We start from the raw sequence: 15490 nt of genomic DNA, 5'->3' as shown, positions 1-15490 counted from the left end.
CCACTGCGGCGCGTGCCTCGCGGCGGCATGCCCCTCACTGCGGCGCGTGCCTCGCGGTGGCACGCGTCCCATGGGCGGCGTGTCACCCATCGCGGCACGCGCCCCACGGCGGCGTGTCACCCATCGCGGCACGCGCCCCACGGCGGCGTGTCCCCCATGGCGACACGCGCCCCACGGCGGCGTGTCCCCCATGGCGACACGCGTTCCATGGCGGCGCGTGGCCCACGGCGGTACGTGCCCCGCGGCGGCGTGCCCCGCGTGGCATGCGCCCCGCGCCGGGGCGCACCGTCGGCCCGATCGTCAGCCGTCCGTGACCTCGTCGGCCGGCGGTTCGTAGCTGCCCGGCCGGGCCCGGACCTCGTCCGTGCAGGTGTAGCGGCGGGCGGACCGGTCGGCGGGGCCGGCCAGGATGACGGAGCCGTTGCCCTCGGCCGCGGCGGAGTCGGAGAAGGTGCACACGACCTGGGCGAGGGCGTACGAGGTGAGGTCGTCGGGATCGGTGCTCAGCCGCAGCGTGTCCTCGGGGTCCCCGGAGCGCGGTCCCGTCACGGTGACCCCGCGGCGCACGTCCGACGTGTACCCGGCCTCCTTCTCCGCGGCCGAAGGCTGCGCCGCCAGCTCGTTCAGCAGCCCCTGGGCCACCAGCACGCGCCGCCCGGAGTCCGACGCGCCGTCCGGCACCCGTACCGTGCGGTCCACGGCCACCAGCGAGGAGCCGCACAGCAGGAACACCTGCGCCGGCAGCCCGGGCGTGGCCCGCGTCGACACGTCCGGCTCGGAGAGCGAACAACGCACCCGTGAGGGCGCGGGGCCGTAGTCCGTGGGCACCTCGGTGGCGCGGATGCCGCACCCGGTCAGCAGCACGGCCAGTACCACGAGCCCGGAGAGGGCCGGCAGACGGCGTACGGTCATCAGACCTGTCCCTTCGCGTCCTTGCCCTTGCTCCCGTCGCCCGCGGCTCCCGCCGTGTCCTCGGCGTCCTCGTCGGCGGGCGGGGACGGGTCCTGCGGCAGCCGCAGCGTGAAGACCGCACCGCCCTCCGGGGCGTTCTCGGCGGTGATCTCGCCGCCGTGGATGTGCGCGTTCTCCATGGCGATGGACAGGCCGAGCCCGCTGCCCTCGGAACGCGGCCGGGAGGCGCTCGCCTTGTAGAAGCGGTCGAAGACGTGCGGCAGAACGTCCTCGGGGATGCCGGGGCCGTTGTCCCGCACCCGGATGACGACCTCGTCGTCCGCCCGCGACACGGACACCCGCACCGGCGATCCGCCGTGCTTGAGCGCGTTGCCGATCAGGTTGGCGAGGATGACGTCCAGGCGGCGCGGGTCGAGGCGGGCGTGGATGCCGCGCTCGGCGTCCAGCTCGACGGCGTCCAGCCAGGCGCGGGCGTCGATGCAGGCGGTGATCTGGTCGGCGACATCGACGTCGTCCAGGACCAGCCGGGCGGTGCCCGCGTCGAAGCGGGTGACCTCCATCAGGTTCTCCACCAGGTCGTTCAGCCGCCGCGTCTCGCTCACCACCAGCCGTACGGCGGGCTCGACCATCGGGTCGAAGCTCCCGCCCTCGCCCTCGCCCGCGAACTCCAGCTCCTCCTCCAGCACCTCCGTCACCGCGGTGAGCGCCGTCAGCGGCGTACGCAGCTCATGGCTCATGTCCGCGACGAAGCGCCGGGAGGCCTGCTCCCGGCCGGCCATGTCCGCGACCCGCTTCTCCAGGTTCTCGGCGGCGCTGTTGAACGTCCGGGACAGATCGGCCAGTTCGTCGGTGCCGGACACGCGCAGCCGGGTGTCCAGCTTCCCCTCGCCCAGGCGCCGCGCCGCGACCCCGAGCCGGTGCACCGGCTTCAGCACGGTCGTCGCCAGGGCCTGCGCGAGCAGCGCGGAGCCGAGCAGGGCGAGTGCGGTGGCGATCCCCAGCGACCAGGCGAGCGAGTTCAGGTCCTTCGCCTCCGGTTCCAGCGACTTGAGCATGTAGCCGGTCGGGCCGCCGCCGATCACCTTGGTGCCGGCCACCAGGTACGGGGTGCCGTCGTCGGTGATCCGCTGCCAGTACAGGTGGTACGGGTGCTTGTTGGCCGAGGTGACCTTCTGCTCCTTGTTCACCGCCGTGCGCAGCGACTCGGGCACGTCGGCCAGCGCGAAGCCGCCCAGACCGCCCGAACTGCCGTACACGGCGCCGCCGTCGGCGTCCTCGGCCACCAGCAGCACGCCGAACCGCTGGCTGCTGTTGGCCATCTGACCCGCGGTGTGCTGCAACTCGTCCTGTGTGGGGTGCTCGGGCAGCGCGCCCGCCCGGTTCTGCATCTCCTGCTCGAAGTCGCGCAGCACGGCGTCCTGGGTACGGGTGAGCACCGCCTCCCGGTTCAGCCAGTACGCGATGCCGGACGCGGACACGGCGGCGGTGAGCGCGACCAGACCGAAGACGAGGACCAGCCTCAGGCGCAGGCTGGTGAAGCGCAGCCAGGACCAGACTCCCTTGCGAGCCGCGGCCAGGCCGCGGGTACCCCCCTGGTGTTCCTTGGTCACTGAGGCGGATCCAGCCGGTAGCCGACACCCCGGACGGTACGGATCAGGGTCGGGGACGACGGCACGTCCTCGACCTTGGCGCGCAGCCGCTGGACGCACGCGTCCACCAGCCGGGAGTCACCGAGGTAGTCGTGCTCCCACACCAGCCGAAGCAACTGCTGCCGGGACAGCGCCTGCCCGGGCCGCCGGCTCAGTTCGAGCAGCAGCCGCAGCTCGGTCGGCGTCAGCTGGAGGTCCTCGCCGTTCTTCGTCACGGTCATCGCCGAGCGGTCGATGACCAGGCTGCCGAAGCTCGCCGAGTCGGTGGACTCCCGTTCCCCGCGCCGCAGTACGGCCCGGATCCGGGCGTCGAGCACCCGGCCCTGGACGGGTTTGACGACGTAGTCGTCGGCGCCCGACTCGAGACCGACGACCACGTCGATGTCGTCGTTGCGCGCGGTCAGCAGGATGATCGGCAGCTGGTCGGTGCGCCGGATGCGACGGCACACCTCGAAGCCGTCGATGCCGGGCAGCATCACGTCCAGCACGATCAGGTCCGGCCGCTGCTCGCGCAACAGCTTCAGACCGTCCTCACCACTGGCAGCGGTGGCCACCCGGTGGCCCTGGCGGGTCAGGGAGAGCTCCAGGGCCGTGCGGATGGCGTCGTCGTCCTCGATCAGCAACAGGGAAGGCACGTGCTCATTCTGGCCCATGAGGGGGTGGGTGTTCGACCTGTGGGTGCGGATGGGGCCCCGGCCATGCCGCCGGACCCTGTGAAGGAACGGTGGTGCGACCGTGACGGACCCCTGTGACAGCTCTGTGACAGTCGGCGGACACGGCCATGAAGTCGCCGGGGCAAGCTTTTCGTCACAAGCAACACAGCAAGTCGCAGTACGGCAGACCGAACACCGGAAGTCCACGACGGGGGGCGCGAGATGAACACGCTGAAGGGCACCAACACCAGCGCAGTGGTCACGCGTCTGCACGACGTGCACGCACACCGGTGTTCCGAGAAGTCCGGTGCCGTGAGCGGGCGGGGGTGCGCTCGCGGCGCCGGGCGTCAGCACACCGCGTACATGGCGGTGGTCGACGCGCACACGGGGGAAACGGGGAACACGGGGGTCCGGGGGGAGACGCACGGGGGATCCGCGTACGGGGAGGACCAGGGGGAGCGCCGTTCCCTGTCGGAGGCGGAGTTCACCGCCTACGTGCAGGAGCGCCGCTCCTCCCTGTACGCGACCGCCTATCACCTCACCGGCGACCGCTTCGAGGCCGAGGACCTGCTGCAGAGCGCGCTGTTCTCGACCTACCGGGCGTGGGACCGGATCAGTGACAAGGCGGCGGTCGGCGGATACCTCCGCCGCACCATGACCAACCTGCACATCAGCGCCTGGCGGCGCCGCAAGCTCAACGAGTACCCGACCGAGGAACTGCCGGAGACGCCCGGCGACATGGACGCGATGCGCGGCACCGAACTGCGCACGGTTCTGTGGCAGGCGCTGGCCCGGCTCCCCGAACTCCAGCGCACCATGCTGGTCCTGCGCTACTACGAGGGCCGTACGGACCCGGAGATCGCGGACATCCTCGACATCAGCGTCGGCACGGTGAAGTCCAGCATCTGGCGGTCGCTCCGCCGGCTGCGCGAGGACGAGGTCCTCAGCTTCGGCCGTGACCGTGAGGACGCCTTCGGCGAACTGGTCGCCTGAAGGCAGGGGGCGGGGCCCGTGAAAAAAGTTCGAGCTGGGGTGTATCAGGGGGAGGGACCCGGGCTCTTACTCACGGGGAAGCACCACGGGGGAACAACGGGGGAACGGGGATCACGGGGGATCCACGGGGGACCCACGGGGGAATGGAAGGGAGCGGGACTGGAGGGCCGGGGGGTCCGTCCAGTCCCGCTTCCGCGTGTGCGGCCACGGACACGGCCGCGGCTTCACGCCGCCGTACGGGCCGTGGCGGACCGGCCCGCCGCCGCGGCGGCCAGGCGGCCCATCGCCTCGTCCCGGTCGCAGGCGTGGGCACCCAGAGCCGTCTGCCGGGCGACGACCGACCGCTCCTGCCGCATCAGCCGCCAGCCCCTGCGCAGCAGGAACGGCACGGATTTGCGGCCCTCGCGCAGGTCCCGCAGGAACCGGCGGCGGGAGGTCGTCAACGGGCCCCGGCTCAGGCACAGCGCGTCGGCCAGCACACCCAGTTCCCGGCAGCGGTCCACCAGTTCCGCGGCGAAGATGCCTTCCGCGAGGAACAGCGGGGTCCGCCCGATGTCGACCGTCTCCTCGCCGGTGCGGGCACTCAGCGAGAGGTCGTAGACGGGCACGTCGGTACGCCCCGTGCGGCACAGCTCCCCGATGGCGGCGACCGCCGCGTCCGCGTCCCACGACGCGGGGTGGTCCCAGTCGATGTCGGAGCTCTGTGGCACCGTCGGCAGCGTCGGGTCGGTGCCCTCCTTGTAGAAGTCGTCGAGGCGCAGCACAGGGAGACCGGAGTGCGCGGCGAGGAGGGACTTGCCGGAGCCGGAGGGGCCGCAGAGCAGCACGACTCGCGTCGGTATGGGCGGATGGGAGCTCACGGGACACCAGTCTGAGGCATCGAACGACCGCTGTACGACCCCGCGGGTGGACTTTGCAGCACGCGTCACATCTCGATTGCGCTGTGCGGTGACCTGATCACGGTGTGCGCTGTTATCAGGGCAGTCCGTAGCAATCCACACCAAGAGGTGGCAGCAGCGATGGCCCGACACGCGTCCCCCCGCACACCGCACGCACAGCGCGCCCTGGTCGCCCTCGCGACCGCCGGGGCCGCCCTGGCAGCAGGAGCGGCGACGGCTTCCGCGGACAGCGGTGAAACGATCGCCGGCCTGGCCCACACCCGCCCCACCTCGCTGGGCAACATCGACCCGCAGGCGGGCGTGCAGGCGGTGACCGGCATCGTCGGCTACGTCACCGGCCCGGTCGCCGACCTCAAGCCCAACCCGCTGGCCGGCACCGGCGTCGACCCGCTGGACAACGGCGTCGGCACGAAGGTCGCCGACTTCCAGCCCCTGACCTCGACGGCCCTGACGGGGCCGGTCGCCCAGGCCCAGTCCCTGGGCAGCGTCCCGGTGCTGGGCCAGGCGACGGAGCTGCTGCGCTGACGCAGTCCGCCGCACGTCGGGCCGCGACCTCCGTGCAGGAGGTCGCGGCCCTTTGATGCCTCGACCCCGAGAAGCCGGCGGCGCTCAAGCCCGGAGAGGCGTGTGTGGGCGCCCGGTTGTCTTCCGCAGACCGGCCCGGCGGCCGTCTAATCTGTGGTGATCCACCTTTCGGGCAAGAGGTGCAAGGGGGCCGCGTGCACAACGACGACGGATTCAACAGGGCCGACGGCGGCACTGACGGGCAGCCCGAGGACCGACGGCCGGTCGACCAACCCGGGATGCCCGACTCGGGCGCGGCGCGGGAGCGGACGGAGACCCCCTCGCACGGTGCTCCTTCCGGCCCCCACACTGTGATCGAGGGCCGCTACGAGCTGCTGGAGCCCATCGGCAGTGGCGGGATGGGCGAGGTCTGGAAGGCCCACGACAGGCGGCTGCGCCGGTTCGTCGCCGTGAAGGGGCTCCTCGACCGCAGGGCCATGACCCCGGACACGCAGAAGGCGGCGATGCAGCGGGCCCGTCGGGAGGCGGAGGCCCTCGCCAAGATCGAGCACCAGAACGTGGTGACGGTCCACGACCAGATCGAGACCGCCGACCAGGTCTGGATCGTGATGAAGCTGCTGGAAGGGCGGTCGCTGGCCGACTTGTTGAGCCGCGACCGGGTCCTCGGCGTGCCCAGGGCCGCGGACACCGGTCTCCAGATGGCCCAGGGCCTGCGGGCGGTCCACGAGGCGTCGGTCCTGCACCGCGACGTCAAGCCGGGCAACGTACTGGTGCGGGACGGCGGCCAGGTGGTGCTGGTGGACTTCGGCATCGCCACCTTCGAGGGTGCGGACCGGGTCACCCGGCACGGCGGCATCATCGGCACACCCCCCTACCTGGCGCCCGAGCTCTTCGCCCCCGCCTCCCGCGGCCCCACGTCCGCCTCCGACCTGTGGGCGTTGGGAGTCACCCTGTACGAGATGGTCGAGGGACGCCTGCCCTTCGGCGGCAGCGAGGTCTGGGAGGTGCAGGCGAACATCCAGCAGTCGCCCGACCCCGTTCTCCGGTACGCCGGCCCCCTCGGCCCCGTCATCCAGGGGTTGCTGGTCACGGACCCGGACCGGCGCCTGGACGCGGCTTCGGCGGAGGAGATGCTCCGGGAAGTCCTCGCGGACCCGGGCACGCCGGCCCCCGCCCGCGTCGCGACACCCGCTCACCCGCCCACGGCCCGGCCCACGCCGCCCGCCTCACGACCGGCGCCGGCGGTGGCCGTATCGGCACCCGCCGCCTCCTCCGAAGCCGTTCCTTCCGAGTCGCCCCCTGCGGCGTCGCGCGCGGGCAGCGGCCGGTTCCGGGGCTGGAAGGTGGCGGCGGCCGCGGCGTGTGTCGCTCTGCTGGCCGGGGGAGGCTGGGTCATCTCGCAGGGCGGCTCCGGGGGCAGGCAGGACGACGCCTCCGGGGCACAGGGCGCGGGATCCGCCGGGAGTGACACGGAGAAGGCGTGGGAGCAGTGGAAGAACGCCAAGAAAAGGCTGACGATCGGTGCCAAGGAAGATCAGCCCGGTCTGAGCTTCTACAACAAGGACACCCGCGTGTGGAGCGGATTCGACGTCGACATCGCCTATGCCCTCGCCGATAAATTGGGTTACGGCAAGGAACAAGTCGACTTCTACGGGGTGACCACGGCCAACCGGGCGAGCAAGCTGAAGAACGGGGAAGTGGACCTGGTCATCGCCTCTTACAGCATGACACCCGCCCGCGAGAAGAAGGACGGCATCAATTTCGTCGGCCCCTACTACAAGGCGGGCAGCAGCCTCCTCGTACGCAAGAACTCCGCGAAATACGACCTCAACGAGGCCATCGACGTGAAGAGGAACCATGTCGAGGTGTGCACGGCGCGGGATTCCACGTACGCGGACAGGCTGAAGGAGGACGGCTACACCACGGGGAAGTGGCAGCCCGACACCTACAAGGAGTGCGTGGAAAGACTGCTGGACAAGCACTCGAGCGTGTACGCGGTCGCCTCGGACGACGTTCTTCTCGCCGGGTATGCCCAGAACGATCCGGCGCATTTGAAATTGCTGCCCAGCGGCGCGGGCACGGAACCCTACGGGGTGGCGATGCGGAAGGGCGACTCTCTCCTGAAGAGCAAGGTGTGCTCCGGACTCCAGGAGATCCTGGCCGGAAAAGAGTGGTCGGAAATGTACATGAAGGACCTGTCCCCGCTGACGGGACGGAAGACGGCGCCGAGCAAACCGGAGCTGATGCCGTGCTCGGGTGAGTGAGGTCTCTTCGGCAACGTGATGGTCGCGGGGGTGGGATGGAGAAGGCCGCGGCTCCTCCGGACGGAGAGGAGCCGCGGCCCGTCGGCGTCGGCGTCGGCGTCGGCGTCGAGTGACGGTGGAGTCGGTCAGTACGACGAGCCGGACGCGCCCAGCGCGCCCGTCGGGTGCCAGACCGTCTTCGTCTCCAGGAACGCCGTCATGCGCTCGGTGCCCGGCGTCGCCGACCAGTCGACGTCGTCCACAGGCTGTGGACGCAGGACGCGCTTCAGGTTGTCGGCCGCCGCGATCTCCAGCTCCTTGGCCAGCGTCTCGCCGGCGCCCGCGAGATCGATCGCGTTGACGTCCTGGTGGGCGGCGAGCGGGGCGGCGATCTCCGCCGTACGGCCGGAGAGGACGTTGACCACGCCGCCGGGGAGGTCGGAGGTGGCCAGGACCTCGCCCAGGGAGAGGGCGGGGAGGGGGGACTTCTCCGAGGCCACCACGACCGCCGTGTTGCCCGTCGCGATGACCGGGGCGACGACGGAGACCAGGCCCAGGAAGGACGACTCCTGCGGGGCCAGGACGGCGACGACGCCGGTCGGCTCCGGGGAGGAGAGGTTGAAGAAGGGGCCCGCCACCGGGTTGCCGCCGCCGACCACCTGGGCGATCTTGTCGGTCCAGCCCGCGTACCAGACCCAGCGGTCGATCGCGGCGTCGACCTGCGCCGCCGCCTTCGACTTCGACAGGCCCTCGGCGTCGGCGACCTCCGCGACGTACTGGTCGCGCCGGCCCTCCAGCATCTCGGCGATGCGGTAGAGGATCTGACCGCGGTTGTACGCCGTCGCGCCGGACCAGCCGCCGAACGCCTTGCGCGCGGCGACCACCGCGTCACGGGCGTCCTTGCGGGAGGAGAGGGGGGCGTTCGCCAGCCACCTGTTCTTCGAGTCGCTCACCTCGTACACCCGGCCGCTCTCGGAACGCGGGAACTTCCCGCCGACGTACAGCTTGTAGGTCTTCAGCACGCTGAGTCGCTCAGACATCGAGGTAAGCCTCCAGGCCGTGGCGGCCGCCCTCGCGGCCGAAGCCCGACTCCTTGTAGCCGCCGAACGGCGACGTCGGGTCGAACTTGTTGAACGTGTTGGACCAGATCACGCCCGCACGGAGCTTGTTCGCGACCGCCAGGATGCGCGAGCCCTTCTCCGTCCAGATGCCCGCCGACAGGCCGTACGGGGTGTTGTTGGCCTTGGCGACCGCCTCGTCCGGCGTGCGGAAGGTCAGCACGGACAGGACCGGGCCGAAGATCTCGTCGCGGGCGATGGTGTGCGCCTGGGTGACGTTCGTGAAGAGCGTCGGGGCGAACCAGTAGCCGGAGGAGGGGAGTTCGCAGGCCGGGGACCAGCGTTCGGCGCCCTCCGCCTCGCCCTGGTCCGCGAGGGCGGTGATACGGGCCAGCTGCTCGGCGGAGTTGATCGCGCCGATGTCGGTGTTCTTGTCCAGCGGGTCGCCCAGGCGGAGCGTGGACAGGCGGCGCTTGAGGGAGTCGAGCAGCTCGTCGTGGATCGACTCCTGGACCAGCAGGCGGGAGCCCGCGCAGCAGACCTGGCCCTGGTTGAAGAAGATGCCGTTGACGATGCCCTCGACGGCCTGGTCGATCGGGGCGTCGTCGAAGACGATGTTGGCGCCCTTGCCGCCCAGCTCGAGCGTGAGCTTCTTGCGGGTGCCCGCCACCGTGCGCGCGATCTGCTTGCCGACGGCCGTGGAGCCGGTGAAGGCGACCTTGTTCACGTCGGGGTGGGCGGTCAGCGCGGCGCCGGCGCGGCCGTCACCGGTGACGATGTTGACGACACCCTTGGGGAGCCCGGCCTGGCGGCAGATGTCCGCGAAGAACAGGGCGGAGAGCGGGGTCGTCTCGGCGGGCTTCAGGACCACCGTGTTGCCGGTGGCCAGCGCCGGGGCGATCTTCCACGCCAGCATCAGGAGCGGGAAGTTCCAGGGGATGACCTGGCCCGCCACGCCCAGCGGGCGCGGGTTCGCGCCGTAGCCGGCGTGGTCGAGCTTGTCGGCCCAGCCCGCGTAGTAGAAGAAGTGCGCCGCCACCAGGGGGAGGTCCGCGTCCCGGGTCTCCCGGATCGGCTTGCCGTTGTCCAGGGTCTCCAGGACGGCCAGCTCGCGGCTGCGTTCCTGGATGATGCGGGCGATGCGGAAGAGGTACTTCGCGCGCTCCGCGCCGGGCAGCGCCGACCACTTCTCGAAGGCCTTGCGGGCGGCCTTGACGGCACGGTCGACGTCCGCCTCGCCCGCTTCGGCGACCTCGGAGAGGACCTCCTCGGTGGCGGGAGAGACGGTCTTGAAGACCTTGCCGTCGGCCGCCTCCGTGAACTCGCCGTCGATGAACAGGCCGTACGACGGCGCGATGTCGACGACCGCGCGGGACTCGGGCGCCGGTGCGTACTCGAATGCGGATGCAGATGCAGATGCAGATGCCATGGTGATCAGTCCACCGTCACGTAGTCGGGGCCGGAGTAACGGCCGGTGGCCAGCTTCTGGCGCTGCATCAGCAGGTCGTTGAGCAGCGAGGAGGCGCCGAAGCGGAACCAGTGGTTGTCCAGCCAGTCCTCGCCCGCGGTCTCGTTGACCAGGACCAGGAACTTGATCGCGTCCTTCGCGGTGCGGATGCCGCCGGCCGGCTTCACGCCGACCTGGACGCCGGTCTGCGCGCGGAAGTCGCGGACCGCCTCCAGCATCAGGAGGGTGTTGGAGGGCGTGGCGTTGACCGCGACCTTGCCGGTCGAGGTCTTGATGAAGTCCGCCCCGGCCAGCATGCCGAGCCAGCTGGCGCGGCGGATGTTGTCGTACGTCGACAGCTCGCCGGTCTCGAAGATGACCTTGAGGCGGGCGGCCGTTCCGCAGGCCTCGCGTACGGCGATGATCTCGTCGTACACCTTCATGTAGTGCCCCGCGAGGAACGCGCCACGGTCGATGACCATGTCGACCTCGTCCGCGCCCGCCGTCACGGCCTCGCGCACGTCGGCCAGCTTGACGGCCAGCGAGGCGCGGCCGGCCGGGAAGGCCGTGGCCACGGAGGCGACCTTCACGCCGGAGCCGGCCACCGCCTCCTTCGCGGTGGGCACCATGTCGGGGTAGACGCAGACGGCCGCCGTCGCCGGGGCCGTGCGGTCGGTCGGGTCGGGGCGGACCGCCTTCGCGCCGAGCGCCCGGACCTTGCCGGGGGTGTCCGCGCCTTCCAGCGTCGTCAGGTCGACCATCGAGATGGCGAGGTCGAGGGCGTACGCCTTCGCGGTGGTCTTGATGGAACGGGTGCCGAGCGAGGCGGCGCGCGCCTCCAGGCCGACCGTGTCGACGCCGGGCAGCCCGTGGAGGAAGCGGCGCAGCGTGCTGTCGGACGCGGTGACGTCGGCGAGTCCGTGTGCGGGGCCGTTCGCGGGGCCCTGTGCGGCGGGTGCAGTGGTGGGCATGGTCACCAGGTGAGCATATCTACGCGCGTAGCGGTCTGTACAGTCCCGGGGGCTGGTTCGGTGGACCGGCACCGCCTGTGAGCGTCGGCCGGGCTGTCGGGCACAATCGGCTGCATGACGACGCCGGAGCCCCAGTCACCCTCGCCGCAGCCGTCGGCACCCGTGTCCAAGGACCGGATCTACCGCTCGCCCGCAGGCATGGCCGGGGGCGTGCTGGTGCTCGCCCTCGCGCTGTGGCTCGGCATCGACGCCCTGGTCGCGGGCGAGGGGAGCACCCGCTGGAAGGCGCTTGCCGCGCTGGTCTTCCTCGTGCCGCTCGTCGCCGCCTACACCGTGCGGCCCGCCGTCTTCGCGAACGACGACCGACTGCGGGTGCGCAATCCGTTCCGCGTGATCGTGCTCCCCTGGAGTCAGGTCGATTCGTTCCGGTCCGCCTACTCCAACGAGGTCTTCGCCGAGGGCGGCGCCAAGTACCAGCTGTGGTCCATTCCCGTGTCGCTGCGGGGGCGCAAGAAGGCCGCGCGGCAGGAGGACCGGCGGGCCGTCGGTGGTGCCGGTGGCGGCCGGAGGCGCGGTGGTGTGTTCGGCGGCATGGGCATGGGTGCGGGCATGGGCGCGGGCCAGGGCGGTTCGCGGACCCGCGGTGCCGGGGCCACTGCCGTGGGGACGGACGGGCCGGTGCGGGCCCAGGCCGACAGGATCATGGACGAGTTGCGTGAGCTGCGCGAGGCGCGGAAGGACGCCGCGACCTCCAAGGGCGAGGTGACGGTGCGGTGGGCGTACGAGATCGTCGTGCCGGTGGTGGCCGGGGCGGTGGCGCTGGCGGTGCTGCTCGGGGTCGGGTGAGTCGGCCCGTGGGGCGTTCGGCTGGGTGACCCGATCTGGTGGGTGGGCCGTCCCGGTGGGTGGCCTGTCTCGGTGGGTGGCCTGTCCGGTGGGTGGGCTGTCCCGGTGGGTGGCCCGTCTCGGTGGGTGGTGCCCTAGGGGGCCCTTGCGGGCCCCCTGGGGCGGTCAGATGCCGGCTGCCGTCGACAGGTCGCGCTTGAGTGACGTCAGCAGGTCCGTCGCCTTCGCCCGGGCCGCCGGGAGGCCGGCGTGCGCGGCGACCGGGACGACCACTTCCAGGTAGCACTTCAGCTTGGGCTCCGTGCCGCTCGGACGGACGATCACCCGGGCGCCGTCGAGCGTGTAGCGCAGGCCGTCCGTGGGCGGGAGCGTGTCCGTGCCCCGGGTGAGGTCCTCCGCCTTCGTGACGGGCAGGCCGGCGAGGCTCGTCGGGGGCTGCTCGCGCAGGCGGTGCATCGCGGCGGCGATGAGGGAGAGGTCCTCCACGCGGACCGAGAGCTGGTCGGTGGCGTGCAGGCCGTGCTCCACCGCGATGTCGTCGAGGAGGTCGAGGAGGGTGCGGCCGGCTTCCTTCAGGGCCGAGGCCAGTTCCGTGATCAGGAGGGCCGCGGTGATGCCGTCCTTGTCGCGGACGCCCTCCGGGTCGACGCAGTAGCCCAGGGCCTCCTCGTAGCCGTAGCGGATGTTCTCCACGCGGGCGATCCACTTGAAGCCGGTGAGGGTCTCGACGTGGGGGACGTTCGCCTTCGCGGCGATGCGGCCGAGGAGGGAGGACGACACGATCGACTCCGCGAACGTGCCGTGCGCTCCGCGGGTGACCAGGTGGGCGGCGAGGAGGGCGCCGACCTCGTCGCCCCGGAGCATGCGCCAGCCGGCGGCGTCCGCGGGGTCGGGTACGGCCACCGCCAGGCGGTCCGCGTCCGGGTCGTTGGCGATGACCAGGTCGGGGGCGGACTCGCGGGCCTTCGCGAAGGCGAGGTCCATCGCGCCGGGCTCTTCCGGGTTGGGGAAGGCGACGGTGGGGAAGTCCGGGTCGGGGTCGGCCTGCTCGGTGACGAGGATGGGCCGCGGGAAGTCGGCCCGGGCGAAGGCGGCGAGGAGGGTGTCCTTGCCGACGCCGTGCATCGCGGTGTAGACGGTGCGGGCGGTGCGGGGGGAGCCGGGGGCGAGGACGGCGTCCGTGCGGGTGAGGTAGGCGTCGAGGACGTCGTCACCGAGGGTCTGCCAGCCGGATTCGGGGCGGGGGACGTCGTGGAGGGAGCGTACGGCGTCGATCTCCGCGGCGATCTCGGCGTCGGCGGGGGGCACGATCTGGGAGCCGTCGCCGAGGTACACCTTGTAGCCGTTGTCGCGGGGCGGGTTGTGGCTGGCGGTGACCTCCACTCCGGCGACGGCGCCGAGGTGCCGGATCGCGAAGGCGAGGACGGGGGTGGGGAGAGGGCGGGGGAGTACGGCTGCCCTGAGGCCGGCGCCGGTCATGACGGCCGCGGTGTCGCGGGCGAAGTCCTCGGACTTGTGGCGGGCGTCGTAGCCGACGACGACCAGGCCGTCGGTGTGGCCCTGCTTCTTCAGGTACGCGGCGAGGCCGGCGGCGGCACGGATGACGACCGAGCGGTTCATGCGCATCGGGCCGGCGCCGAGTTCGCCGCGGAGGCCCGCGGTGCCGAACTGGAGGGTGCCGGAGAAGCGTGCGGTGAGCTCGGCGTGGTCCCCGGCGTCGATGAGGCGGGCGAGTTCCGCGCGGGTGTCCGCGTCGGGGTCCTCGGCCAGCCATGCCTTGGCTCGTGCGAGGAGGTCGTCGTCGTTCACGTCTTGCACGTCGGTCAGCCTCTCGGGTGTCGGTGGTGTGTGGTGCGGGGTGCCTGCGGCGCCTGGGCGGGTGCCTCTGCCGGTGGGGGCGGTGCGGTGCCTGCGGCGGCCTGTGCGGGTGCCTCCGGCGGTGGTGGGGGTGCGGGGTGCCTGCGGCGCCTGTGCGGGTTCGGTGGGGGTGCGCGTAGCGCGGTGCGTTGTCTGGGGGTCGGGGCCGCGCCGGGGGGTGTCCGTCCTCGGAACGGCGCGGAATCGGTCGGCCACAGAAGTGAACCGCGTTGACGCGCCAACCGCTGCGGGCGGACACCCCCCGACACGTCCCCTTCTCGCCGTACGCGGCTGCCGGCCGCCCACCGTCGCTGCCCCGTCCCGCCGTACGCGGCTCCCCGCCGTCGTCCCGTCGCTGCGGGCAGTCGCATGCCGCCCCAGCTGCGGGCAGTCGTGCCGCTGGGGCGATGGGGGTCCCCCCGCTCGAGCGAAGCCGAGAGTGGGGGAGGGTGGGCGCAGCGGCACCCCGTAGCGCCGGGCCGCGCGACCCACCCCGCGCCCACACCCACGCCGGGTGCCAAGAGAACGCCGGGTCACGCGGGCCACCCGCCGGGCACCGGGCAACGCCGGAGCACTGACCGCCTGCTACAGCCGGCCCAGCACCTGTGTCAGCAGGGTCCCCATCCGCGTGGCGGAGTCGCGGCCCGCCTGGAGGACCTCCTCGTGGTTGAGGGGCTCGCCCGTCATGCCCGCGGCGAGGTTGGTGACCAGGGAGATGCCCAGCACCTCCGCGCCGGCCTCGCGGGCCGCGATCGCCTCGAGGACCGTGGACATGCCCACCAGGTCCGCCCCGATGACGCGGGCCATGCGGATCTCGGCCGGGGTCTCGTAGTGCGGGCCGGGGAACTGGGCGTAGACGCCCTCCTCCAGCGTGGCGTCGACCTCCTTGCACAGCGCGCGCAGGCGGGGGGAGTAGAGGTCCGTGAGGTCGACGAAATTGGCGCCGACGATGGGGGAGGTGGCGGTGAGGTTGATGTGGTCGCTGATCAGGACGGGCTGGCCGGGGCGCATGCCCTCGCGCAGGCCGCCGCAGCCGTTGGTCAGGATGATCGTCTTGGCGCCGGCCGCCACGGCGGTGCGGACACCGTGGGAGACGGCGGCCACGCCGTGGCCCTCGTAGTAGTGGGTGCGGCCCAGGAAGACCAGCGCCCGCTTGTCGCCGATGGAGTACGAGCGGACCTTGCCGCCGTGCCCCTCCACTGCGGGCTTGGGGAAGCCCGGCAGGTCGGTGACCTGGAGATCGGCCTCGGGGGCGCCCAGTGCGTCCACGGCCGGTGCCCAGCCGGAGCCCATCACGAGGGCGACGTCGTGGGTCTCGGCGCCGGTGAGTTCGCGCAGGCGGGCCGCGGCGGCGTCGGCGGCAGCGTAGGGGTCGCCCTGGATGTCGTCCGGAAGAAGAGATGCGTTCACGCCGAAGAGGGTAGCCGGTTTGTGGCT

At 72.0% G+C, this 15490-nt stretch carries 13 protein-coding genes; 4 read left to right on the top strand and 9 right to left on the bottom strand.

What is annotated here, in order from left to right:
- Window positions 1–300: 300 nt before the first annotated feature.
- The 3 genes from ABS735_RS32145 to afsQ1 are packed head-to-tail and all read right to left on the bottom strand — an operon-like array spanning window position 301 to window position 3196.
- The gene (locus tag ABS735_RS32145) at window positions 301–912 is read right to left on the bottom strand and encodes a hypothetical protein (RefSeq protein WP_373901614.1); all 612 of its coding nucleotides are present in this window, start codon (window positions 910–912) and stop codon (window positions 301–303) included.
- Complete coding sequence (locus ABS735_RS32140; protein ID WP_373901615.1) at window positions 912–2522, bottom strand: ATP-binding protein; 1611 nt, start codon at window positions 2520–2522, stop codon at window positions 912–914. The genes ABS735_RS32145 and ABS735_RS32140 overlap by 1 nt, the downstream gene beginning before the upstream one ends.
- On the bottom strand, window positions 2519–3196 hold the full coding sequence (gene afsQ1, locus ABS735_RS32135; protein WP_003974066.1) for a two-component system response regulator AfsQ1: 678 nt from the start codon (window positions 3194–3196) through the stop codon (window positions 2519–2521). Before afsQ1 ends, ABS735_RS32140 begins: the two co-directional genes overlap by 4 nt.
- 240 nt (window positions 3197–3436) lie before the next feature.
- On the opposite strand from afsQ1, the gene ABS735_RS32130 reads away from it, so the two are divergent.
- Window positions 3437–4207 carry a SigE family RNA polymerase sigma factor gene (locus ABS735_RS32130; protein ID WP_373901616.1) on the top strand — a complete coding sequence of 257 codons (771 nt, stop codon included), beginning with the start codon at window positions 3437–3439 and terminating at the stop codon, window positions 4205–4207.
- Between the two features lie 224 nt (window positions 4208–4431).
- Here ABS735_RS32130 and ABS735_RS32125 read toward each other — a convergent pair whose 3' ends face one another.
- Window positions 4432–5034 (bottom strand): uridine kinase, encoded by a 603-nt coding sequence (locus ABS735_RS32125; RefSeq protein WP_373901647.1) that lies wholly within the window; start codon window positions 5032–5034, stop codon window positions 4432–4434.
- Between the two features lie 192 nt (window positions 5035–5226).
- Between ABS735_RS32125 and ABS735_RS32120 the strand changes: the two genes are divergently transcribed.
- Window positions 5227–5631 carry a hypothetical protein gene (locus ABS735_RS32120; protein WP_373901617.1) on the top strand — a complete coding sequence of 135 codons (405 nt, stop codon included), beginning with the start codon at window positions 5227–5229 and terminating at the stop codon, window positions 5629–5631.
- 194 nt (window positions 5632–5825) lie between these two features.
- Window positions 5826–7895, top strand: a complete 2070-nt coding sequence (locus ABS735_RS32115) for a bifunctional serine/threonine-protein kinase/glutamate ABC transporter substrate-binding protein (protein WP_373901618.1) — start codon at window positions 5826–5828, stop codon at window positions 7893–7895.
- A gap of 125 nt (window positions 7896–8020) precedes the next feature.
- Here the strand turns inward: ABS735_RS32115 and ABS735_RS32110 are convergent, their stop codons facing one another.
- The 3 genes from ABS735_RS32110 to deoC are packed head-to-tail and all read right to left on the bottom strand — an operon-like array spanning window position 8021 to window position 11350.
- A complete protein-coding gene (locus ABS735_RS32110; protein WP_373901619.1) occupies window positions 8021–8914 on the bottom strand; it encodes an aldehyde dehydrogenase family protein in 894 nt (297 codons plus the stop codon).
- Window positions 8907–10361 (bottom strand): aldehyde dehydrogenase family protein, encoded by a 1455-nt coding sequence (locus tag ABS735_RS32105; protein ID WP_373901620.1) that lies wholly within the window; start codon window positions 10359–10361, stop codon window positions 8907–8909. Before ABS735_RS32105 ends, ABS735_RS32110 begins: the two co-directional genes overlap by 8 nt.
- Window positions 10362–10366: 5 nt before the next feature.
- The gene (gene deoC, locus ABS735_RS32100) at window positions 10367–11350 is read right to left on the bottom strand and encodes a deoxyribose-phosphate aldolase (protein WP_373901621.1); all 984 of its coding nucleotides are present in this window, start codon (window positions 11348–11350) and stop codon (window positions 10367–10369) included.
- 114 nt (window positions 11351–11464) lie between these two features.
- Here deoC and ABS735_RS32095 point away from each other — a divergent pair, with 114 nt between their 5' ends.
- Window positions 11465–12196, top strand: a complete 732-nt coding sequence (locus tag ABS735_RS32095; RefSeq protein ID WP_373901622.1) for a PH domain-containing protein — start codon at window positions 11465–11467, stop codon at window positions 12194–12196.
- Between the two features lie 165 nt (window positions 12197–12361).
- Here the strand turns inward: ABS735_RS32095 and ABS735_RS32090 are convergent, their stop codons facing one another.
- Together ABS735_RS32090 and ABS735_RS32085 are read right to left on the bottom strand one after the other, a co-directional pair.
- On the bottom strand, window positions 12362–14014 hold the full coding sequence (locus ABS735_RS32090) for a phospho-sugar mutase (protein ID WP_373901623.1): 1653 nt from the start codon (window positions 14012–14014) through the stop codon (window positions 12362–12364).
- A gap of 624 nt (window positions 14015–14638) precedes the next feature.
- Window positions 14639–15463 carry a purine-nucleoside phosphorylase gene (locus ABS735_RS32085; protein ID WP_373901624.1) on the bottom strand — a complete coding sequence of 275 codons (825 nt, stop codon included), beginning with the start codon at window positions 15461–15463 and terminating at the stop codon, window positions 14639–14641.
- Window positions 15464–15490 lie beyond the last annotated feature (27 nt).

It is taken from the genome of Streptomyces sp. MMCC 100 (assembly GCF_041538145.2).
Taxonomy (GTDB): Bacteria; Actinomycetota; Actinomycetes; order Streptomycetales; family Streptomycetaceae; genus Streptomyces.
Note: the sequence above shows the minus strand (reverse complement) of the source record. Positions and strands in the feature narration are given on the sequence as shown.